Source organism: Marinitoga lauensis, assembly GCF_004135675.1.
Taxonomy (GTDB): Bacteria; Thermotogota; Thermotogae; order Petrotogales; family Petrotogaceae; genus Marinitoga; species Marinitoga lauensis.
Genome location: NZ_QHLX01000002.1, coordinates 324140 through 344616 on the forward strand (window position 1 = coordinate 324140; position 20477 = coordinate 344616).

The following is a 20477-nucleotide window of genomic DNA, read 5'->3' on the forward strand; positions in this document are numbered from 1 at the left end:
TAAAAATATTTTATGATAAGCTCGTTTTAAATAATAAAAAGAATGAAATTTGGGAGATAATAGTAATTCTATCTTAAAAAGGGGGATAAAATGGAGAAAATAGTGTTACACATATATTATGGTTCAAAAGGAACAGCGGGATTATATATAAAAAAAATTGTTGATGTATTGAAAGAACGGAAAATATCTACTCAAAATTATGTAAATTATTATTTCACATTTAATGAAGCTGAATATAGTAAGATATTTTTTAAATACTCTGAAAAGATGAATAGAGGTAAATTAAGAAAAATAATAAGATTTATGGAATTAATAATTAATTACATACAAATATACAGACAAATAAAAAAATATCTAGAAAATATGATAAAGTGATAATTATATATTCTTTAAATGAAACATATATTCAAAATTATTATTTTCTTAAAGCATTAAAAAATATAGAGAATGTATCAGTTGGCATTACAGTTCATGATGTAGTGCCATTTTCTAATATAGGGCCTAATTTTATATTTAAAAATCAAGATCAAATTCTTAGTTTGGGTGATTTTTATATAGTTCATAACAATTTTTCAAAAAATGTATTAAGAAATAAATTTCCTATGAAAAAAGATTATATTTTTTTTCATAGATTTCCTCTAATGGACCTCAAAAAATACAAATATAAAATTAATAAAAGAAAAAAAGAAAATATAATCAGGTTTTTAATGTTAGGAGTAATGAGAAAAGAAAAAGGACTTGAAATTTTATTCAAAGCGTGGGAGAAAATTCAAAATGAATATAAGAATGTAGAATTAATAATAGCTGGGTATATCCCATATAATCCAAATTATAATTATATTGAATTAAAAAAAGTCAAGATATATAATAAATATTTGACAGATGAAGAATATATCGAGTTTATAATGAATAGTGATTATATTGTATTACCATATACAAAAGGAACAAATAGCGGGATTTTGTCTACAGTAAGTAGCTTATTAAAACCATCAATCACAAGTGATCTAAAAATGTTTTTGGAATCAGATTTTTCAATAAAAAACTTGATTTTTAAAAAAGGTGATTCAGAAGATTTGTATAAGGTATTAAAATGGGTAATTGATAATCACAGCAAAGAATATGAAAATTTAGTTAGAAAATTGAATGACAAAGTTGTCAAATATGAAAGAAATTTTTGGAAGGAAGTTGAATATGCATATAAAAAAATTTGTAATAGATGAAATATTAATTGTGTTTATTTTAATATTATTAAATTTATTATATAGAGAAGTTAATCCTATTGTTAATTATATGTGGAGACTAGATCTAAACTTTTCAATGATTAAATTTATAATTAACCTAATTATGACTTCGATTGCATATTTTTTTATACCACAAAAAAACATTGTAATAAAATTTATGTTTGGAATTATTTTATATTACATATATTTTCCAGTAACAGTTTTTGTAAATTATATTGATAACTCATTAGAATATAGTTTTTTATTTTTTTCTTCTTTTATAATATCTATTATTTCATATAAACTTATGATCAAATTACCGAAATTAAAAATTGGGAAAAAAATTAATGAAAAATATTTAGAAATATTTTTTATTTTATATGGTTTATTTATTATACTATATTCTTTAAAAAAGTACAATTCTAATATTAATTTTATTATGTATTTATGAACATATATGATATTAGAAAAAAAATAAATTTTATGGATTGATGGATATTTGGTAAAAGGATTTATAATGCTAATATCTCCTTATTTAACTTTAAGTGGATTTAAAAAAGAAAAATTTTAAATTTAACTATAGCTTTTTTAGGCAATAGTATTCTTTTTTAACCTTTGCTCATAAAATATACTTTTTATATTTTTATTGATATTAATTATATCATACGTTTATATAAATTTATTTAATATAATACATTATTTTTGCCAACATTTATGATTTTAATTATGATAATTTCAAAATTTATAGCGGTTGTTCAAAATCCCATATAATATATCCTTATCTTGATAGATTTATATATTTGCCGGTATGTTAAATATTTTATATTATAAATTTTTTAAAATTAACCCTTTTAATTTTTTTAATGGATCAAAATTGGGATTTTTATTTCAAGTAAAAAATTATCAAAAACCATTAGGATTTATTATAGATACAGCTTACTTTGGTGGAAAGGGAACAAATGCTAATACTGGATATATCGCTACAGCATATGCAGAACTTGGAATTATTGGTGTTATTATAGCCTCAATATTGCTTGGTTTTGTTATATATGTAATATATTTAGCTTCAAGAAAAAGTAATTTTTTTGCATTTGTTACAGGAAGTGTATATATATTTGAATTGATAAATTCTTCAATTTTTCAATTATTTCTAACAGATTATTTTTTAATATATATTTTGATTGTTTATACTATTGATATATCTTCAGATAAATTTATAAAAATAAAAATAATATAAAATTTCCTTAAAAGTTTGAGATAGATATAAAAAATTGTCACATAAAAGTTAACACAAATATATTTGATTAAAAAATTTTTCAAGAATAATATAATAAAACCAAAATGAATGAACTTTCTGTTAAAAACAGAAAAAGGCAACGATGAATTTTAAAAACAAATAATTTTTTGGTTCAAGAATATCAGAGAAGATATAAGTGGCTCTCATCTTTAAACAATCAATAAAATCATTAAAATTAATTGGCTTAAATTTCTTAAAATAAAAATATTGATTGTCCATTACTAATTTATACATAAGCTGTCCAAAAAGTCTAAATACTAAAAAAATTGGAAACCTTTTTTAACTCATAACCATGAAAAAGATTAAAGAGAGCAATCAAATTAAATAAAATAACAGAAATACCAACAAAAGTTAAATAGTTTCTATTTCTAATATACCAAACATATTCAGTCCCAAAATACATATCCATAATGTCATTCACTCGTTCTATTTCCCAACGTAATTTATAATCGTTTTTAAAAGTCATTAGATTTCATAACATATCTATTATATGATTCAAGATATTTAGTATTTCTCTTATTCAAATCAATAACAGGAATAGAACCAGAAGATTTAATTTTTGAAAATATATCATATGAATCATATGCAGCATCTAATAAAATTTTTGAAAAAGATTTTATTGAGATAAATAAATCATCAAAAAATTTTGATTCGTGAATAGATGCTTTAGCCACAGTAAAATCAAGAATAAAATCATTGTTGATATCTAAAGATAAATAAAATTTTTTACCAAATTCTTTACCTTTAGTTGTGTATGTAAACCCAAATTCATTTTTATTAAAAGTAGCTTTAGCTATACCTAATCTAGTATCTTTACAAGGCTTAATTATATTAGCATCTATTGTTGCGTGTGTTTTATATAATTTTATATTGTTATATATCCAATTAATCTAATCATTATTAATTTTTCTAAAATCTAATTTATTAGCTCTGTATGATATTGTTTGAAATGAAGGTATTTCATTTATTCCAATTAAAGACAGAAATTCAGGATGATTACGAAATAAACTTTCAGATTTTCTATATGATAATTTTGTCATCTTTAGTAATATTAATATCTTTAAAATAACTTTATCTGAATATTTTTTCTTCTACCAAAAGAATAATTTGACTCTTTAAAAAATATATCAATAATATTAAAAACAAAAATAATTTCATTTTTAACAAAGGAAGTATTGATTTTTCTATTCTTTTGTGTTAACCTTGAATAAGGAGTGCCTATTTTTTACTTTTGGGCAGTCTAAATTTGTACAGTATTTGAGATGGGAAATTTAGACCATCAATGATTTGGGTATAAGACCAAATTATAAAATTTTATATAGTAAAATCAATTTAATTGTTTTTTTAGTATTAACTTCTCTGAATTGCCTTTATAGGAGTATAATAAATATATTTTTTATCAATTATTAAAATTTTATTGAAGGAGCGAAATACAATGATTGTACTATTTAATCTGAATGCGTATTTAGGTGGAGGTGAAGTCTTACTTATAAGACTTGCTAAGAAATTCAAAGAAGAAAATATTAAATTTTGTGTTATTGGATATAAAGGTAGTTATATTTTAGAAGAAGCAGAAAAAAATGGATTTAATTATATAGTTTGGCCATCTAAAAATGATAGTATTTTATATATGAATAAAAGTGAGAAAAAAGAAGTGATTAAATTCTTTAAAGAAAAGTTTATAAAATATAAAGAGTTAAATATATTTACTTTTTGTTTTAGGGATATATATAATGCGCATTTGGCGTTTTCTGAATTAACAGAAACAAAAATACATTTTAGTACAGGGATTTATCATCCAAATGATACGAAATATTTATCTAGTTATAGTTTAATAAAGAGAAAAATAATAAAAAAAAATAAAGAATTATTAAAAAATATGTAGAAAATAACTCCGTAATTTTTATGAATGAGGAAAATTTATATAACTCCATACAATGTTCTAAAAATTCTCAAATTTGTGAAAAATTAAAAACTAGTTATATAATTCCTCTCCCAATATCTCTTAATAAAAATGTAAAATTAAGAAATTTGTATTCATTGGATAGAATAAAAATTATATGGGTTGGAAGATTTGTAGACTTTAAAATTTCTTCGATAATTATGATGATAAATTTTATAAAAGAAAATCCAAAGTACTTTTTTACCTTAGTAGGATATGGTAATTATAAAAGAAAAATAGAAAGGTATATTAAATTTAATAATATAAAAAATATTAAAATAATAGGGAAATCATCACCAGAAGAAATAAATAATATTATTAAAGAAAACCATATAGGATATTGTATGGGTACATCAGTTTTAGAAACAGCTAAGTTAGGGCTTCCAACATTAATAGCACCAATGTTACCCTCTAATTCCTATAAAAAATTTAAAGAGCCAGTATGTTTAGGTATTTTTGGTGAAAATAGTGGATATAATTTGGGAGAAACAGTTTTAAAAGATAATATGAGTTTAAAAAAAATAAAAACTTGTGTAGAAAATATAGTAAATAATTATGAATATTATAGTAGATTAACTTTAAAAAAAATCCAACAATTTGACATAGAATTAATAGCACCGAAATATTATTTAGTAATAAAAAATAGTTCTATGAAATTGCAAAAAAATGAAAAAATTTTTCCTAAAGTTCCAATAATTAAATATTTCTTAAAAAGAATCTATATAAAACTTTTAAGATATTAGGAGGACGATAATTTTGAAAATTGTACATGTTTTAAGTTATTTTAAACCAGATGCAGGATATCAAGAAAATCTATTAACTGTAGGCCAATATGAAATTGGAAATGATGTTTATATAATTACTAGTAGATATGAACCAGATTTTTCATTTAATAAAAATAGTAGAATATATGAATTGGGTGAATATGATTATAAAGGAGTAAAAATTATTAGAGTTAAAAGTTTATATGAAAATAAAAATAGATTTGTCATTTTAAAAAATTTATATGTATATTTAGAAAAAATTAACCCAGATTTAATATTTTTTCATGATCATTCTCCCCAATTACTAACCTGTGTTCGATATGTAAAAAAACATCCTCACACAAGATTAGTTGTCGACATACATTCGACATTAAATAATTCTATGAGTACAATTATTGGTAAAATATATCATAAAGTATTTTGGAAGAAAATAATTCAAAAAATTCAAAAATATTATTATAAAGTTTTTTATGTAGCACCTGAAAGTAAAGATTTTGCAATAAGAATTTATGGAATTAATGAAAGTAAATTAGAACATTTACCCCTTCCAGGTGATTGTTCGTTGTTAGATAGATATAATGAAATTAGACAGAATGTTAGGAACAAATTTGGAGTATCTGAAAGAGAAAAGATTATTTTTCATACAGGAAAAATGTCTGAACGAAAAAAAACATTAGAAGTACTTAAAGCTTTTTCTAAATTAAGTAATGAAAATTATAAATTGTTTTTAGTTGGAAGTGTGGAAGATAAATTAATGAATAGTTTAAAAAATTTTTTGGAAAAAGATTCTAGAATTGAATATTTGGGTTGGGCTACAGCGTCAGAATTAAAAAAATTACTTATTGGAGGTGATGTTTTACTTCAACCTGGATCATTATCACATGTTTTTATTGATGGAATATGTGCAGGATTACCTTTAATTCTTTCAAAAACTCCACAAAATGAATATTTAACAAGAAATGGAAATGGTTTTTTAATTGAAAAACCCACAGTCGAATCTATTCTATATGCAATAAAACATGTTCTGAATGAAAATAATCTTTATAAATATAAAGAAAAAACATTTGCTATTAGTAAAGAATTTCATTATATAAATATAGCAAAAAAATCTATACAATGATATTTTATAAAGGAAAGTATAAAATATTACAAAATTTTCAAGGCAAATCTTATAAGTAGAAAATAAATCTAATATTCTTTGTATAACTGAAAGAATGAAAGATGTGGATTTAACCTAAAAATTTGGGTACAAAAAAGTTAACAAGGAAATAATATAATGAAATCAGAAGGGAAGTGACTCATGTAAGTAAAAACGGCAAAAGATATAACAAGGAATTCAAAGAGCAAATAGTAAAGTTATATGCAATGGAAAAAAAGAGTATGGACTAAGCAGTGAAAATAGTATAAGTACGGTAACAGTAAAATATATATGGATTTAACCTAAAAAAGTGGGCACCGAAAAGTTAACAAGGAAATAGTATAATAAAATAAGAAAGAAGGTGACCCATATGAGTAAAAATGGCAAAAGATACAATGATGAATTCAAAGAGCAAATAGTAAAATTACATGAAATGGGAAAAAAAGTGCATGAATTAAGCAGCGAATATGGCATAAGTAGGGTAACAATATATAAATGGATAAAAGAAACAAAACCATTAGTAGAAGGTGGAATTAGTAAAAAAGAATATGAAAAAATGCAAAAAGAGTTACAGCAATTAAGAATGGAAAATGAAATATTAAAAAAAGCTACAGCCATATTCGCACGAAAACAACAAGAGAGATAGTAAGATTTATAGAAAAATACAAAAAATATTACCCTGTAATAATGATATGTAAAGTATTAAAATTTCCAAGGAGCACATATTATAAAGCAAAAAATCGTAAAAAAAGCAAGCTAGAAAAGTTCAATGAAATACTAGATCAAAAAATATTGGAGATATATTATGATAGTAAAAAACGCTATGGAGCACCAAAGATACAAAAAATATTAGAAAAGACTGGTATAAAGGTTAATATAAAAACAGTTCAAAAGAGGATGAAAAAATTAAAAATCCGATCAATAGTAATAAGAAAATTTAAGAATCACAAAACAAAAGAAGGAATCAAACAATTGCTAAACATAATAAATCGGGATTTTGAAACAACAACGATAAACCAGAAATGGTGTGCGGATTGACCCCTAACTATTGGAGATAAAATAAGAAAAGCTTATTTTTTCACACAAACAACAAAGTCATTAAAATTAATAGATTTAAATTCTTCAAGATTATTATTTTGATCAGAAAAAAGATTAAAAACAAAATCTGGAGTAAAATAATGTAAAGAGCCATGAGGTCTTAAATTATTATAAAAGTAAATATATGAAATATAATAATTATAAACATCTTCAATATAATTAAAATCAATAGATTCAACAAACTCATGTTGAACACTAGAATGAAATGACTCAATATAAGCTTGAGAATTCGGATTATTTTTGTAACCAAATTCGTGTGTAATATTTAGTTCTTCCATAAAAGCAGCAGTAATTTTAGCAAATGTCCATTGTCAGTTCTGATAATAAGGTAATCAGGATCAGCTCCTCTAAATACAATAGCTTTGCTAAGAGTAGAAATAAAATCTTTAGCTTTAATAGAATTACCGATATAAACACCAACAATAGACCTATCAAAAGCATCGATTATGCTAAGTATGGGAATATAACCATCATATTTAGTAGGGATAAATTTAATGTCAGATTCCCAATATTGATTAGGTTTAGTAATATCATGGTTTTTAGGTCTTTTTCTTAGATGTTTAGGGTGATGATGATAATTTCTAATAAGATTTAATTCTTTTCTTAATCTGTGAATCTTTTTGTGATTAATAATAATATTATACTTTTGTCTAAAAATAGCAGATAACTTCTTAGAACCCAGAGTTTTGTAGAAAAATTCAGGATTCAAAGGGTCATCAACAGATAACAATTCAACAAGCAATTGTTTAATATATTCATCAAAAACTTTTTTACCATCAACAGTATAGAAATGACCTTTAAAATAAAATTTTCTGTTTCTTTTAACAACAAAAAACAATCTATTCTTGTAATAAAAAGTAGAGGGTTTAATGTTGTATTTCCTGAGAAGGAAATACAAAGAAATACCAAAATTAGTAAATTTAGAAATGATCAACAAATCACCAATAAAAGTCACTTTTTCCAGTTTTGTTTTTTTTCAAAAGTTTAATTTCATCTTCTTGAATTTTAAGAAGTACATCTTTTTCAAGAAGAAGATGTTCATAATATTCAAGTTTCCTTTTTAAAGAATAGCATCATTGGAATTATTATCAGATTTAACAATACCAACAGACTCATAAATAAAAGGAGGAACCTTAGAAATATCAGAAATAATAGAGTTAGGTCTTCCTTTTTTAGAATTAAAAATGTTATCATCATAACCAGAATCCACATATTTTTTAATCCATCTAGAAAAGGCAGATTGAGAAATATTATATTCAGAACAAATATCGTTTTGAGATTTATCAGAATTAAGGTATTCCTTAACAACCTGAAGTTTAAAATCAGAAGGATATTTTTTCTTTTTTCTCATATAAGACACCCCTTTCATTTCTTTAGTTTAATAATATCATTTTCTTATTTTTTCTCCAAATTTTCCAAGGGGTGATTACGATAGAAAAAGAATACACAGTTCTATCAATTACATGACTTCACAAGAAAAAGTATATGAAGCATTAAATTTGTTAGAAAAAAGTTGCATAAATTAAAATGCTATTTTTGGTTAAATTTAGACTATCCATTGATCTTGGATAAGACTAATGTGTTAGAATAATTAATAACAAAAAATATTTTCTAGATAAAATTAGGTGGTGCTTTTAATGAGAAAGTTTTTTTTAAATTCTTTTTTTAACATAATAGCTACTTTTATTCCAATTTTTGTGTTGCAATTTTACATACTTCCTAAAATAGCATTAAAAATGGATAAAGAATATTATGGTCAAGTATTAGCATTAATATCATTAATAAATTTATCTGTTGCTATTTTTGGGAATGTATTAAATAATTCTAGATTGATTCAATCTAAAAAATATGAAAAATTAGAACATAAAGGTGATTTTAATATTTTGTTAATCATTAGTATAATAATGGATATATTTTTTGTAATAATAGGGAGTATCTATTATGGTAAATTTTTAACTTTTTATGAATTAATTATTGTTGTGATAATCTCAGTTTTATTAGTGCTAAATTCATATGCAAGTGTTGAATTTAGAATAAAACTAAATTATAAAAAAATTTTATTAAATAATTTTTTAATATTTATAGGTTATATGTTTGGATATCAGTTTTTTTTATATACACGGAAATGGATATATATATTTTTTTTTGGTAGTTTTTTTAGTTTTATTTATATTTTGATAAAAACTTCAATATTAAAAGAGCCTTTTAAAAGAACCAGTTTATTTAAACAAACAGTTAAAGAAACATCTTTACTTGCAATATCAGGTATTTTGGTTAGTTTGTTAACTTATGTAGATAAATTAATAATTTTTCCTTTGCTGGGAGGAGAAGAATTATCAATATATTTTGCTGCAAGTATTTTAGGAAAAACTTTTTCTTTAGCTGCAAACTCTGTAGTAGGAGTACTACTTAGTTATTTATCTAATATGAAGAGCTTTAATAATTTTTACTTTAATCTTTTGTTAATTATATCGATTGTATTTGGAAGCATTGGGTATTTTATTATTATTCTGGTTAATAAATATTTTTTAGTTTTTTTATATCCACAATTATATGAAGAGGCTTTAAAATACTTAAATGTTACTACACTGTACATTATTATAAGAACAATAGGTAATATTATGAATTCTATAATTTTAAAGTTTTTTAGTGCTAAATGGCAATTATTTATAAATGGAATTGATATATTAAGTTATATGTTTTTGTCTATTTATTTTTTAAAACTATATGGTCTTTGGGGCTTTTGTTTAGGGTTATTGATATCTAGTTTTATTAGATTGATATTAATAATAGTAATTTTTTATTATAATAAATATAATAGATTTGATTTAAAAAATTTTGCACCTAAAAGTTAAAAAGAAATGGGGAGAACCTTATAAGTAAAAATGGATAATAGAAACGATTTAAGGAATAAATAGTGTTCTACCTCAAATATTAGAGAAGGTAAAAATAAAAACTTATTTTTTCACACAAATAACAAAGTCATTAAAATTAATAGATTTAATTTCATATAATTCAATATTGTTAATTTGATCAGAAAAAAGATTAAAAACGAAATCTGGAGTAAAATAATGTAAATAACCATGAGGTATTAAATTATTATAAAAATAAATATATGAAATATAATAATTATAAACATCATCAATATAATTAAAATCAATAGATTCAACAAATTCATGTTGAACAGAAGTAGGAATAAATTTAATATCAGATTCCCAATATTGATTTGGTTTAGTAATATCATGGTTTTTTTAGGTCTTTTTCTTGGGTGTTTGGGAGGATAATGATAGTTTCTAATTAAATTTAATTCTTTTCTTAATCTGTGAATCTTCTTGTGATTAATAATAATATTATACTTTTGTCTAAAAATAGCAGATAACTTCTTAGAGCCAAGAGTTTTGTAAAAAAAATGAGATAAGATTATCAACAGATAATAAATTTATAAGTAATTGCTTGATATAATCATCAGAAACCTTTTCACCATCACTGGTAAAAGAAAAACCTTTAAAATGAGGTTTTCTGGTTCCTTTAACAACAAAAAACAAACTATTCCCCATATATTTTAATTCATATAGAAAAGGCATATGGAGAAATATTATATTCAGAACAAATATCGTTTTGAGACTCATCAGAATTAAGGTATTCCTTAACAACTTGAAATTTGAGATCAGGAGAAAAATTTTTATGTTTTCTCATTAAACTCACCTCTATCTTTCTTTAATATTAGAAACCAAGTTTCTTATTTTTTCCAAATCTTCTAGGTGGAATTGTGCTAGAAATCAAATGCAATAACGGGGTGAAGAAAAAATATGAAAAGTTGAGGGAAAAGGGAAATAATCCATTAAAAAGGATGCAAGCAATAGTAGCAATAGGATTAAAAATGTTAAGAATAATATTTAAAATAGCAAAAAGTAAAGCAAAGTATGACACAGAAAGGGTATATGTATAGGTAAAATGCAGAATTTTCCAATTATGAGAAAATCCTTAATTTAAGAAAAATCGAACTCACTATCCTCAAATAGAACGAAGGAATGTAAGGAAACTCAAAAAAATTGATTCAGCTGGAATAAAGGGCTAGTTTAAGGCAAAAAATAGTGAAGGGATAAACAAAACAGAAAAATAAAAATAATTTGGAAGTAAGCCAAAGATTAAAATAAATACAAAAAATATAAAAATATTTTATGATAAGCTCGTTTTAAATAATAAAAAGAATGAAATTTGGGAGATAATAGTAATTCTATCTTAAAAAGGGGGAAAGAAATTGGATTTTAAGTTAAGAAGTTTAAAGATAGAAGATATAGAATATATGTTTGAGTTTATTGAAGATGAGGAGATTTCGAGCAATTTTATATTTACAAGGTATCCTTATTCTAAAAAAAAGATGATAGACTTTATAAAAGAAAGTTGGGAAAGTAAAGAAAATCTCCATTACGCAATAGAAGTAAATAAAGAATATGCTGGAACTGTAAGCTTGAAAAATATAAATTATATTGATAGGCATGCTGAATATGCTATTGTACTGAGAAAAAAATATTGGGGTATGGGAATATCCACAAAAGCAACAGGAGAAATATTAAAATACGGTTTTAATGCAATTAATCTCAATAAAATATATTTAAATGTATTATCTACAAACAAGAGAGCTATAAGATTCTATGAAAAATTTGGTTTTAAAAAGAAGGGATTTTTAGAAAACATGTATATATTAACGGAGGATATTGTGATTTAATATGGTATTGCATGTTTAAAGATGATTTAAAGTTATAGTCTCCGGTCTTAAATCAAGAGTGGAACGAAAAAAAACAAAAAAATTAACAGAATTGTAAATGGTATATACGATAAATGAAAAAAGGAATAAAAAGGATTATGCACAAAGTGCAGAGACAAAGAGAATATTAAATTGGAATTTTTTAACTATTATGAAATATCTTTTAAAAAGACCACCTTTTTAGAAGGTTGAGATAATTCGATAGGGTTATAAGGGACATTATTTTTAAGCATATAGAAAATACTTCTAAATAATTTTCTAGCAGTTAAAACGACAGCAGCTTTGTGAATTTTACCTTGAGCTCTTTTCTTTTTGTAATAAGCTTTAGAAACCGGGTCATTCATAATAGCTAAAGAAGCAGCCTGATAAAGATAATAACGCAAATACTTATTACCCTTTTTGGATAAATTTTTGTGATTGTCAATTTTTTTACCGGAGTCATTTAAATCCCAACGTAACCCAGCATAAGAAGAAAGCTTAGAATCAGATGCGAAATTATCAATATTAACAATCTCAGAAATAATAGAAACAGATAAAACAACAGAAACACCTGGAATAGTATCAAGAGTTGTATTAATACGTTTAAAATATAATTCTAGTTGTTTGTCGATACGCTTGATTTGAGATTTTAAAAGTTTAACTCTATCAAAAGCAAGAGCAATATTAAAATTGGCTGTATTAAAATCATTTAAAGTAGAACGATAAATTTTAGTAATAATGGATTTAAGTTTTTTAGCAAAATCAATACCAAGTTTTCTTTTTGATAAAGAAGCGACAATATCAAACAAATCTTGAATGGACATATTAACAATATCATCAGCAGAATAGTCGGATAAAATAGTTAAAAGAGTTTTTGATAAATTAAGTTTCTTAGATAAACCTGGGAAATAAGCAGCAATCAACTCAGCGAGATAAGTTTTTTCAGCAGCAAGCTGATGAGAAATATGGAATCTAGAGCGAGTAAGTTCTCTAAGAGATTCAAAAAAGAATCCTTAGGAACAAAAGGAGTAAGATTCTCCGGGAATTTATGAGCAGTTTTTTGAATAATTTTAGCGTCTAATTTATCAGTCTTAGGCCAGTTAAGGATCTTTCTGGTATTAGAAACATCATAAGGAGCAACAATATATAAATTATTAAATCCATGAGATTTAAGAAAGATAATGATATTATTAGAATAAATACCAGTAGGTTCTAAGACAAAAAGCAACTACTTATCTTTAAAAATAGAAACAAGTATCTCATAACCATCGATAGAATTATCAACAACGCCTTTGATAGAATTATTAAGGAAATAATCAAGCTTATCTTTAGAAACATCAATACCAACAAACAACATAAAAACACAACCTTTCTAGATTAAATTCTAACTCTGGGTATATAAGAAAAGAGTCTCGCTGTATGTAGGAGCTAATGCTCATTCTCCGGTAGCAATTCAACTTATATACCAAAGTTAGTCAGACTTTTTAGAGCACTTAAAGTGCAAGAGGTGATAGAATTACTATAGTTAAATAATAACTCAGAGTTAGAATTCTTTTTTTAAAAATAATTATCAAATTTATTAATTATTCAATAACAGTATACACGAGAGGTGAAAAAAATGAAAGGTATAATATTAGCAGGTGGAAGTGGAACTAGATTATATCCTATTACACACGCGATTAGTAAACAATTATTGCCAATTTATGATAAACCCATGATATATTATCCTTTATCTATATTGATGTTAGCAAAAATTAGAGACGTCTTAATTATTTCAAACCCAGAGTATGTAGATTTATATAAAAATTTATTTGGTAATGGAAATCATTTGGGAATGAACATTGAATATAAAATTCAAGAAAAGCCAAAAGGCTTAGCAGATGCATTTATAGTGGGTGAAGAATTTATAAAAGATGAGCCAGTGTCTTTAATACTTGGAGATAATGTATTTTATGGAGTTGGATTTAGGCTAATATTAGAAGAAGCTTCAAAACTAAAAGATGGTGCATTAATATTTGGGTATTATGTAAATAATCCTAGAGATTTTGGAGTAGTTGAATTTGATGATAAAGGGAAAGTATTATCTTTAGAAGAAAAACCAGAAAATCCAAAATCACATTATGCAATTCCTGGATTATATTTTTATGATAATACAGTTGTTGAAAAAGCAAAAAGTTTAAAACCATCAAAAAGAGGGGAATTGGAAATAACAGATTTAAATAAAGAGTATTTAAAGGAAGGTAAGTTAAAAGTAAGTTTATTGGGAAGAGGTTATGCCTGGTTAGATACAGGCACATATGATGGTTTAGCGAACGCAACTGATTTTGTAAAGACAATTCAAAAAAGAACAGGATTATATGTGTCTTGTATTGAAGAAATTGCATATAGAAATAAATGGATTGATAAAGAGCAATTAATAAAATTAGGAAAAAAGTACGAAAAAACAGATTATGGAAAATATATATTGAGAATTGCAGATGAATTGGAGGAAAAATAATGAACATATTGGTAACAGGCGTAGCAGGATTCATAGGAAGTAATTTTGTATATTATTATCTTGAAAAATATAAAGATAGAAAAATAATAGGATTAGATAAATTAACCTATGCAGGAAACTTAGAAAATTTAGAAAAACTAACACCAGAACAAAAAGAAAGGTTTATATTCATAAAAGGGGATATAAATAACCAGGAATTAATAGAATATATATTCGAAGAATACAAAATAGAAGGAATAATAAACTTTGCAGCAGAAAGCCATGTAGATAGATCAATATTAGATCCACAAATATTTCTCAAAACAAACATACTGGGCACACAAACATTATTAAACGTAGCAAAAAAATACTGGGAAAAAGAACCACAAAAATACAAAAGCGGAGTAAAATTCTTACAGGTATCAACAGATGAAGTATATGGCTCATTAGGACCAACAGGATACTTCACAGAAAAAACACCATTAGATCCACACAGTCCATACTCAGCAAGTAAAGCCAGTGCAGATTTAATAGTAAAAGCATATCATGACACATACAAAATGCCAGTAAATATAACAAGATGTTCAAACAACTATGGACCATATCAATTTCCAGAAAAATTAATACCGTTAATGATAAACAATGCATTAAAACACAAAGAATTACCAGTATATGGAGATGGAAAACAAATAAGAGATTGGTTATATGTAACAGATCATTGTAGAGCAATAGACTTAGTATTTGAAAAAGGAAAAACAGGAGAAGTATATAATATAGGTGGTCACAACGAAAAAGAAAACATATACATAGTAAAAAAAATAATAGAAATATTAAGAGAAAAAACAGGAGATGAAAAAATAAATGAAGGATTAATAAAACACGTAAAAGATAGATTGGGACATGACAGAAGATATGGAATAGATCCAACAAAAATAAAAGAAGAAACAGGATGGGAACCAGAAATAATGTTTGATGAAGGGATAGAAAAAACAATAGAATGGTATTTGGAAAACAAGGATTGGATGGAAAGAGTAATATCTGGTGAATATTTGGAGTTTTATGAGAAGAATTACTTGACGAGGTGAAACATGAATACAGAAATTATAAAAATTCCAAAAATAAATACATCAAATTTAAACGAAGGTTTTTTAACATTTATAGAATCACAACATCATATACCTTTTGAAATAAAAAGGGTATACTATACTTACGAAGTAAAAAAAGACATAATTCGAGGACATCATGCTCATAAAAAATTAAAACAGATTTTGATTTGCATATATGGAAAAATTGAAGTGGAAGTTGATAATGGTAAATTAAAAAAGCAACATATTTTAGACAATCCTTCTGAGGCATTATATCTTGGGGAAGGTGTATGGCATACGATGAAATGGTTAAAAGATAACAGTATTTTGCTCGTATTAGCTTCAGATTATTATAATGAAAATGATTATATTAGGAATTATGATGAATTTATAGAAATGGTGAAAGGTGGGTATTGGAATGAAAATACCTTTTAATGACTTGAAATATCAATATTTGAAATATAAAGAAGAATATAACAAGGCTGCTATAGAAGTTTTAGAATCAGGATGGTATATATTAGGAAAAAATGTAGAGAAATTTGAAACAAACTTCTCTAATTATATAGGAGCAAAATATTGTGTAGGAGTAAATTCAGGATTAGATGCTCTTATACTAGCATTTAGAGCATTAAATTTACCTGAAGAGTCAGAAGTTATTGTTCCTGCAAATACTTATATAGCTTCTGTATTAGGTGTAACTGAAAATGATTTAATTCCAACTTTTGTAGAACCAGATGAATATTTTAATATTGATCCAGATAAAATAGAAGAAAAAATAACTGATAAGACAAAAGCTATATTAGTAGTTCATTTATATGGTCAACCAGCTAACATGGAAAAAATTATGAAAATAGCTAAAAAGTATAATTTATATGTAATTGAAGATTGTGCTCAAGCACATGGTGCAGAATATAATGGGCAAAAAGTTGGAACATTTGGAGAGATTGGTTGTTTTAGTTTTTTTCCTACAAAAAATCTTGGAGCATTTGGAGATGGTGGAGCTATAGTTACAAATAACAAGAATATTGCTGATAAAATTAAATTATTAAGAAATTATGGTAGTGTGAAAAAGTATTATCATGAAATAGAAGGAGTTAATTCTAGGTTAGATGAGATTCAATCAGCTTTATTAAATGTAAAATTAAAACACTTAAATGAATTAAATGAAGAAAGAGAAAAAATTGCTGAATTTTACTTAAAAAATATCAATAATCCGCTAATTGAATTGCCGAAAATACAGGATAAATCTAAACATGTTTGGCATTTGTTTGTAGTAAAAACCAAAAATAGAAATAACTTTCAAAAATATTTAGAAAGTGGTGGAATTTATACCCAAATTCATTATCCAATTCCACCACATCTTTCTGGTGCGTATAGAGAGTTTGGATATAAGAAAGGGGATTTTCCTATAACTGAAAAATATTCAGAAAGTATATTGAGTTTACCTTTGTACAATGGAATGTCAAAAGAAGAAATGAAATATGTTGTGAAGTTTATAAATAAGTATAGTGAATGAGCGTTTAGTAAGAGGTGAGAATAATTAATATAATAAAAAGGCTTATAAAAGATAATATAACAGTAAAATCTGGAATATGGTATATAATAACAGATTTTATGTTAAAAGGAATGGCATTTATAACTCTTCCGATTTTTACAAGATTATTATCAGTTAAAGAATATGGATTAGTATCTATATATATGGTTTTAGTAGGAATATTTGCTATAATTACAGGATTAGACTTGAATAGTTCAATTGGAACAGGGTTATATGATTTCAAACATACAAAAGATGAATTTTTATCCTCGATATTGTTTTTATCATTAATTAATTTTCTTTTTATAGCTAGTGGAATTATATTTTTTAAAAAATATTTATCAATAAAATTAAAAATTACTGAAGATATAATTATTTTTTCGTTATTATCAGGGTATTTTTCTTTTATCATTAATTTTTTTATAACAAAATTAGTATTCGAAAAAAATTATAAAAAGAAAACTTTATTAAGTTTATTATCTTCACTATTAAATATTGGAATGTCTATATATATATTATTAATAATTAAAAGTTATAAGGGTAAAATATATGGAGATATATTTTCTAAATTTATTATATCTTCAATATTATTTTTAGTAGTATTATTAAAAGGGAAAAAAATATTATTTAAAAAGGCATGGAAATACTCAATGTTAATAAGTGTTCCTCTAATTCCACATCATTTATCTGGTCTTATTTTATCTCAGTTTGACAGATTAGCGATACAAAAAATAATGGGATCAGGAAAAGTAGGATTATATAGTTATGCATATACGTTAGGCATGATTCCCTTGATAATATTAGGAGCAACAAATCTTGCGTGGTTCCATGGTTTTATGATAAAATGTATGAAAATAAAAGAAGAGAAATAAATACTAAATCAAAATATTATAATGAGATATATGTAATAATATTATCCTTAATATTTATAATAGTACCTGAACTAGGATTAATAATGGCACCTAAAAGTTATAATTCTTCACTAACAATAATTTCGATAATAGTTGCATCATATTATATGCAATTTTTATATACAATATATGTAAACTTTGCGTTTTTCTATAAAAAAACAGGATCGATATCTATAGGTACATTATTAGCTGGAATAATAAATATAATATTAAATATATTATTAATACCAAAATTTGGATATGAAATTGCAGCAATAACAACATTAATATCTTATTTCTTCCTTTTATTTTTTCATGTATTAAATGTTAGATATAATTTAAAGGATAAAACAATATCAGCAAGATATATATTTTCCTGGGCAATTTTAATTATTGTTATGAGTTTCCTGCCTTTGACAGCAATTTGGCGATTTTAAGGGAAATGGAACGGTAGAATGCGGGTTTGAGGCGTGTATTTTTCAGGAAGTCGAAAAATTGTGTGGCTAACTTTTGTTACAGAGAATTAACTATAATTAGTAATATATTAGTCCTTTTGGTGGTATAATATATATGACAACCACTGAAAGGAGATGTTTTAAAATGTATCCTAAAATATCAAAAGTGAAAGGAAAAAGATATTTAAGGATAATGGAAAGCAAAAGAGAAAATGGAAAAGTGAAACAGCATACAGTAATAAATTTTGGAAATATAGATAAGTATAGTAAAAAAGATATAACAAAACTTGTAGATAGTCTTTTTAAAATATTTGAAATAGATGAATATGAAAAAATAGAAGATGATTTAATGGAAGAAATAGCAAGAAGAAATTACGGAGCCAAAGTAATAGTAAATAAGATATTTGAAAGATATGAGATGAAAAGATATTTTGAAAGACTGGATAAAGAAATAAAATACAATGCAGAAGAAATGTTAAAAATAATGGTGATGAATAGAATAGTAGAACCGAAGAGTAAATTGGGAATATTTAATAATTTAGAGTATTTTGGATATAACAAAGTGGAAGTTAAAAAAGAAAAAGACCTGGAAGAAAAAGATGTAATGTTGCACTGGTTATACAGAACATTGGATATATTAGCAGATAATAAAGAGTCGATAGAAAAACATATGTATAATCAAAGGATAAGTTTGTTTAATACAACGGTAGATTTAGTATTTTACGATGTAACAACATTAGCGTTTGAAACACAACAAACAAATGAAATATTACAAATGGGATATTCAAAGGATAAGAAATTTAATGAGTCGCAAGTAGTATTAGGGATGTCAATAGATCAGGATAGAATGCCAGTTAGTTTTGATATATATGCAGGAAATACATTTGAAGGGCATACATTTAAAGATTCAATAGAAAAAATGAAAAAAGAATATCAATTAGGAAAAGTAATAGTAGTAGCAGATAGAGGAATGATGAGTAAAAAAAATATAGAAGTAGTAGAAAATTCTAATTATGAATTCATAGTAGGAAAATCAATAAAACAGTTAAAAAAAGTAAATATATTTGAAGGAGAATTCATAGAAATAGCAAAAGGAATAAAATATAGAGAAGTAGAATATGAAAATAAAAGATTACTCATAATATATTCAGAAGAAAGAGCCAAAAAAGACAGAGCAGATAGACTACGATTAATAGAAAAAGCGAAAAAAATGTTAGAAGAAGGAAATATAGATTCAAAAAGTAAAAGAGGAGCGAAAAAATATTTAAAAGAACAGAACAAACAAAATTATATATTGGACATAGAAAAAATAGAAAATGATGAAAAATACGATGGATACTATGGAATAATAACAAACACAAAACTATCTCCAAAAGAAATATTAGAACAATATCATACATTATGGAAAGTAGAAGAAACATTCAGAACATTAAAAAATTATCTTGAAACAAGACCGGTATTTCATTGGACACCGAAAAGAATAAAAGGACATATTGTAATGAGTTTCATATCTTACATAATTCAAAGAACATTAGAATTAGAACTGGAAAAAAATAATATTGAATACTCTCATGAAAAAATAAGAGAAGCTATAAAAAAAATGGAATACTCTGAAATAAGATTAAAAGACAAATTATTTGCATTAAGAGCCAATTTAAACGATTTTCAAAAAGCCATATTAAAAACATTAAAAATAGAAAAACCGAAAAAAATGATGGAATTAGATGAATTTAAAAAAATAATCTCCTAAAACACGCATGAAAAGCCAAAAAGGAGGAGGTGTGTGGCTAATTTCTCTTTTTATAAAAAGTTAACAATAGCTATTTTTTTG

At 24.4% G+C, this 20477-nt stretch carries 29 protein-coding genes; 19 read left to right on the plus strand and 10 right to left on the minus strand.

The annotated features are described in order from the left end of the window. The first annotated feature begins 90 nt into the window (after positions 1–90). The 4 genes from DJ007_RS04675 (at position 91) to DJ007_RS04690 (ending at position 2457) form a co-directional block, all read left to right on the plus strand. On the plus strand, positions 91–375 hold the full coding sequence (locus tag DJ007_RS04675; RefSeq protein ID WP_129408542.1) for a hypothetical protein: 285 nt from the start codon (positions 91–93) through the stop codon (positions 373–375). Next, on the plus strand, positions 372–1220 hold the full coding sequence (locus DJ007_RS04680; protein WP_129408543.1) for a glycosyltransferase: 849 nt from the start codon (positions 372–374) through the stop codon (positions 1218–1220). The genes DJ007_RS04675 and DJ007_RS04680 overlap by 4 nt, the downstream gene beginning before the upstream one ends. Further along, the gene (locus DJ007_RS04685; protein ID WP_129408544.1) at positions 1192–1671 is read left to right on the plus strand and encodes a hypothetical protein; all 480 of its coding nucleotides are present in this window, start codon (positions 1192–1194) and stop codon (positions 1669–1671) included. Before DJ007_RS04680 ends, DJ007_RS04685 begins: the two co-directional genes overlap by 29 nt. A 423-nt stretch (positions 1672–2094) precedes the next feature. Next, the gene (locus DJ007_RS04690) at positions 2095–2457 is read left to right on the plus strand and encodes a hypothetical protein (RefSeq protein ID WP_206076095.1); all 363 of its coding nucleotides are present in this window, start codon (positions 2095–2097) and stop codon (positions 2455–2457) included. A 515-nt stretch (positions 2458–2972) separates the two neighbouring features. Here the strand turns inward: DJ007_RS04690 and DJ007_RS04695 are convergent. Together DJ007_RS04695 and DJ007_RS04700 are read right to left on the minus strand one after the other, a co-directional pair. Next, positions 2973–3407 (minus strand): transposase, encoded by a 435-nt coding sequence (locus DJ007_RS04695; RefSeq protein ID WP_129408546.1) that lies wholly within the window; start codon positions 3405–3407, stop codon positions 2973–2975. After that, entirely contained in the window at positions 3408–3557 is a 150-nt protein-coding gene (locus DJ007_RS04700; protein ID WP_129408547.1) for a hypothetical protein, read from the minus strand. 395 nt (positions 3558–3952) lie between these two features. Between DJ007_RS04700 and DJ007_RS04705 the strand changes: the two genes are divergently transcribed. The 5 genes from DJ007_RS04705 (at position 3953) to DJ007_RS04725 (ending at position 7399) form a co-directional block, all read left to right on the plus strand. Continuing rightward, the gene (locus tag DJ007_RS04705) at positions 3953–4402 is read left to right on the plus strand and encodes a hypothetical protein (RefSeq protein WP_129408548.1); all 450 of its coding nucleotides are present in this window, start codon (positions 3953–3955) and stop codon (positions 4400–4402) included. Between the two features lie 155 nt (positions 4403–4557). Beyond that, positions 4558–5202 carry a glycosyltransferase family protein gene (locus DJ007_RS04710; RefSeq protein WP_206076096.1) on the plus strand — a complete coding sequence of 215 codons (645 nt, stop codon included), beginning with the start codon at positions 4558–4560 and terminating at the stop codon, positions 5200–5202. A gap of 13 nt (positions 5203–5215) precedes the next feature. Then, positions 5216–6343 carry a glycosyltransferase family 4 protein gene (locus tag DJ007_RS04715; RefSeq protein ID WP_129408550.1) on the plus strand — a complete coding sequence of 376 codons (1128 nt, stop codon included), beginning with the start codon at positions 5216–5218 and terminating at the stop codon, positions 6341–6343. Between the two features lie 388 nt (positions 6344–6731). Continuing rightward, complete coding sequence (locus DJ007_RS04720) at positions 6732–7007, plus strand: transposase (protein ID WP_129408551.1); 276 nt, start codon at positions 6732–6734, stop codon at positions 7005–7007. A 41-nt stretch (positions 7008–7048) separates the two neighbouring features. After that, positions 7049–7399: an IS3 family transposase gene (locus DJ007_RS04725; protein WP_129408552.1), complete on the plus strand. Its 351-nt coding sequence runs from the start codon at positions 7049–7051 to the stop codon at positions 7397–7399. A 32-nt stretch (positions 7400–7431) separates the two neighbouring features. Here the strand turns inward: DJ007_RS04725 and DJ007_RS04730 are convergent, their stop codons facing one another. The 3 genes from DJ007_RS04730 to DJ007_RS04740 form a co-directional block, all read right to left on the minus strand. Then, a complete protein-coding gene (locus DJ007_RS04730) occupies positions 7432–7737 on the minus strand; it encodes an integrase core domain-containing protein (protein WP_129408553.1) in 306 nt (101 codons plus the stop codon). Then, a complete protein-coding gene (locus DJ007_RS04735; RefSeq protein ID WP_165974009.1) occupies positions 7725–8297 on the minus strand; it encodes a DDE-type integrase/transposase/recombinase in 573 nt (190 codons plus the stop codon). Before DJ007_RS04735 ends, DJ007_RS04730 begins: the two co-directional genes overlap by 13 nt. 222 nt (positions 8298–8519) lie before the next feature. Next, positions 8520–8810: a transposase gene (locus DJ007_RS04740; protein WP_165974010.1), complete on the minus strand. Its 291-nt coding sequence runs from the start codon at positions 8808–8810 to the stop codon at positions 8520–8522. A 286-nt stretch (positions 8811–9096) separates the two neighbouring features. Between DJ007_RS04740 and DJ007_RS04745 the strand changes: the two genes are divergently transcribed. After that, entirely contained in the window at positions 9097–10314 is a 1218-nt protein-coding gene (locus DJ007_RS04745) for a lipopolysaccharide biosynthesis protein (protein ID WP_129408556.1), read from the plus strand. A 236-nt stretch (positions 10315–10550) separates the two neighbouring features. Here DJ007_RS04745 and DJ007_RS19955 read toward each other — a convergent pair whose 3' ends face one another. Then, the gene (locus DJ007_RS19955; RefSeq protein ID WP_165974011.1) at positions 10551–10886 is read right to left on the minus strand and encodes an IS3 family transposase; all 336 of its coding nucleotides are present in this window, start codon (positions 10884–10886) and stop codon (positions 10551–10553) included. 140 nt (positions 10887–11026) lie between these two features. Beyond that, positions 11027–11155, minus strand: a complete 129-nt coding sequence (locus tag DJ007_RS04755) for a transposase (RefSeq protein WP_129408540.1) — start codon at positions 11153–11155, stop codon at positions 11027–11029. 73 nt (positions 11156–11228) lie between these two features. Between DJ007_RS04755 and DJ007_RS04760 the strand changes: the two genes are divergently transcribed. Continuing rightward, entirely contained in the window at positions 11229–11408 is a 180-nt protein-coding gene (locus DJ007_RS04760; protein ID WP_129408541.1) for a hypothetical protein, read from the plus strand. 312 nt (positions 11409–11720) lie between these two features. Continuing rightward, complete coding sequence (locus DJ007_RS04765; RefSeq protein WP_129408557.1) at positions 11721–12188, plus strand: GNAT family N-acetyltransferase; 468 nt, start codon at positions 11721–11723, stop codon at positions 12186–12188. 188 nt (positions 12189–12376) lie between these two features. Here the strand turns inward: DJ007_RS04765 and DJ007_RS04770 are convergent, their stop codons facing one another. The 3 genes from DJ007_RS04770 to DJ007_RS18855 are packed head-to-tail and all read right to left on the minus strand — an operon-like array spanning position 12377 to position 13563. Continuing rightward, entirely contained in the window at positions 12377–13129 is a 753-nt protein-coding gene (locus tag DJ007_RS04770) for a transposase (protein ID WP_129408558.1), read from the minus strand. Next, the gene (locus tag DJ007_RS19960; protein WP_129408559.1) at positions 13126–13434 is read right to left on the minus strand and encodes an IS110 family transposase; all 309 of its coding nucleotides are present in this window, start codon (positions 13432–13434) and stop codon (positions 13126–13128) included. Before DJ007_RS19960 ends, DJ007_RS04770 begins: the two co-directional genes overlap by 4 nt. Beyond that, on the minus strand, positions 13435–13563 hold the full coding sequence (locus tag DJ007_RS18855) for a hypothetical protein (RefSeq protein WP_276318647.1): 129 nt from the start codon (positions 13561–13563) through the stop codon (positions 13435–13437). A gap of 261 nt (positions 13564–13824) precedes the next feature. On the opposite strand from DJ007_RS18855, the gene rfbA reads away from it, so the two are divergent. The 7 genes from rfbA to DJ007_RS04810 all read left to right on the plus strand — a co-directional run bounded on the left by rfbA (position 13825) and on the right by DJ007_RS04810 (position 20396). Beyond that, complete coding sequence (gene rfbA / locus DJ007_RS04780; protein WP_129408560.1) at positions 13825–14703, plus strand: glucose-1-phosphate thymidylyltransferase RfbA; 879 nt, start codon at positions 13825–13827, stop codon at positions 14701–14703. Beyond that, positions 14703–15767 (plus strand): dTDP-glucose 4,6-dehydratase, encoded by a 1065-nt coding sequence (gene rfbB, locus DJ007_RS04785; RefSeq protein ID WP_129408561.1) that lies wholly within the window; start codon positions 14703–14705, stop codon positions 15765–15767. The genes rfbA and rfbB overlap by 1 nt, the downstream gene beginning before the upstream one ends. Before the next feature lie 3 nt (positions 15768–15770). Continuing rightward, positions 15771–16202: a sugar 3,4-ketoisomerase gene (locus DJ007_RS04790; protein ID WP_129408562.1), complete on the plus strand. Its 432-nt coding sequence runs from the start codon at positions 15771–15773 to the stop codon at positions 16200–16202. Then, a complete protein-coding gene (locus DJ007_RS04795) occupies positions 16186–17283 on the plus strand; it encodes a DegT/DnrJ/EryC1/StrS family aminotransferase (protein WP_129408563.1) in 1098 nt (365 codons plus the stop codon). The genes DJ007_RS04790 and DJ007_RS04795 overlap by 17 nt, the downstream gene beginning before the upstream one ends. A gap of 14 nt (positions 17284–17297) precedes the next feature. Then, on the plus strand, positions 17298–18173 hold the full coding sequence (locus DJ007_RS04800; protein WP_129408564.1) for an oligosaccharide flippase family protein: 876 nt from the start codon (positions 17298–17300) through the stop codon (positions 18171–18173). Beyond that, positions 18146–18628, plus strand: a complete 483-nt coding sequence (locus DJ007_RS04805; protein WP_129408565.1) for a polysaccharide biosynthesis protein — start codon at positions 18146–18148, stop codon at positions 18626–18628. Before DJ007_RS04800 ends, DJ007_RS04805 begins: the two co-directional genes overlap by 28 nt. A 133-nt stretch (positions 18629–18761) precedes the next feature. Further along, positions 18762–20396 (plus strand): IS1634 family transposase, encoded by a 1635-nt coding sequence (locus tag DJ007_RS04810; protein ID WP_129407806.1) that lies wholly within the window; start codon positions 18762–18764, stop codon positions 20394–20396. Positions 20397–20477 lie beyond the last annotated feature (81 nt).

What these genes read in the sequence shown, in the direction of transcription:
- DJ007_RS04805 (WP_129408565.1), top strand. Translation starts at nt 18,146, where the DNA reads ATGTATGAAAATAAAAGAAGAGAAATAAATACTAAATCAAAATATTAT.
- DJ007_RS18855 (WP_276318647.1), bottom strand. Translation starts at nt 13,563, where the DNA reads ATGTTGTTTGTTGGTATTGATGTTTCTAAAGATAAGCTTGATTATTTC.
- rfbA (WP_129408560.1), top strand. Translation starts at nt 13,825, where the DNA reads ATGAAAGGTATAATATTAGCAGGTGGAAGTGGAACTAGATTATATCCT.
- DJ007_RS04740 (WP_165974010.1), bottom strand. Translation starts at nt 8,810, where the DNA reads ATGAGAAAAAAGAAAAAATATCCTTCTGATTTTAAACTTCAGGTTGTT.
- DJ007_RS04810 (WP_129407806.1), top strand. Translation starts at nt 18,762, where the DNA reads ATGACAACCACTGAAAGGAGATGTTTTAAAATGTATCCTAAAATATCA.
- rfbB (WP_129408561.1), top strand. Translation starts at nt 14,703, where the DNA reads ATGAACATATTGGTAACAGGCGTAGCAGGATTCATAGGAAGTAATTTT.
- DJ007_RS04675 (WP_129408542.1), top strand. Translation starts at nt 91, where the DNA reads ATGGAGAAAATAGTGTTACACATATATTATGGTTCAAAAGGAACAGCG.
- DJ007_RS04755 (WP_129408540.1), bottom strand. Translation starts at nt 11,155, where the DNA reads ATGAGAAAACATAAAAATTTTTCTCCTGATCTCAAATTTCAAGTTGTT.
- DJ007_RS04730 (WP_129408553.1), bottom strand. Translation starts at nt 7,737, where the DNA reads ATGGAAGAACTAAATATTACACACGAATTTGGTTACAAAAATAATCCG.
- DJ007_RS04705 (WP_129408548.1), top strand. Translation starts at nt 3,953, where the DNA reads ATGATTGTACTATTTAATCTGAATGCGTATTTAGGTGGAGGTGAAGTC.
- DJ007_RS04685 (WP_129408544.1), top strand. Translation starts at nt 1,192, where the DNA reads ATGCATATAAAAAAATTTGTAATAGATGAAATATTAATTGTGTTTATT.
- DJ007_RS04700 (WP_129408547.1), bottom strand. Translation starts at nt 3,557, where the DNA reads ATGACAAAATTATCATATAGAAAATCTGAAAGTTTATTTCGTAATCAT.
- DJ007_RS04790 (WP_129408562.1), top strand. Translation starts at nt 15,771, where the DNA reads ATGAATACAGAAATTATAAAAATTCCAAAAATAAATACATCAAATTTA.
- DJ007_RS04795 (WP_129408563.1), top strand. Translation starts at nt 16,186, where the DNA reads ATGAAAATACCTTTTAATGACTTGAAATATCAATATTTGAAATATAAA.
- DJ007_RS04745 (WP_129408556.1), top strand. Translation starts at nt 9,097, where the DNA reads ATGAGAAAGTTTTTTTTAAATTCTTTTTTTAACATAATAGCTACTTTT.
- DJ007_RS04720 (WP_129408551.1), top strand. Translation starts at nt 6,732, where the DNA reads ATGAGTAAAAATGGCAAAAGATACAATGATGAATTCAAAGAGCAAATA.
- DJ007_RS04725 (WP_129408552.1), top strand. Translation starts at nt 7,049, where the DNA reads ATGATATGTAAAGTATTAAAATTTCCAAGGAGCACATATTATAAAGCA.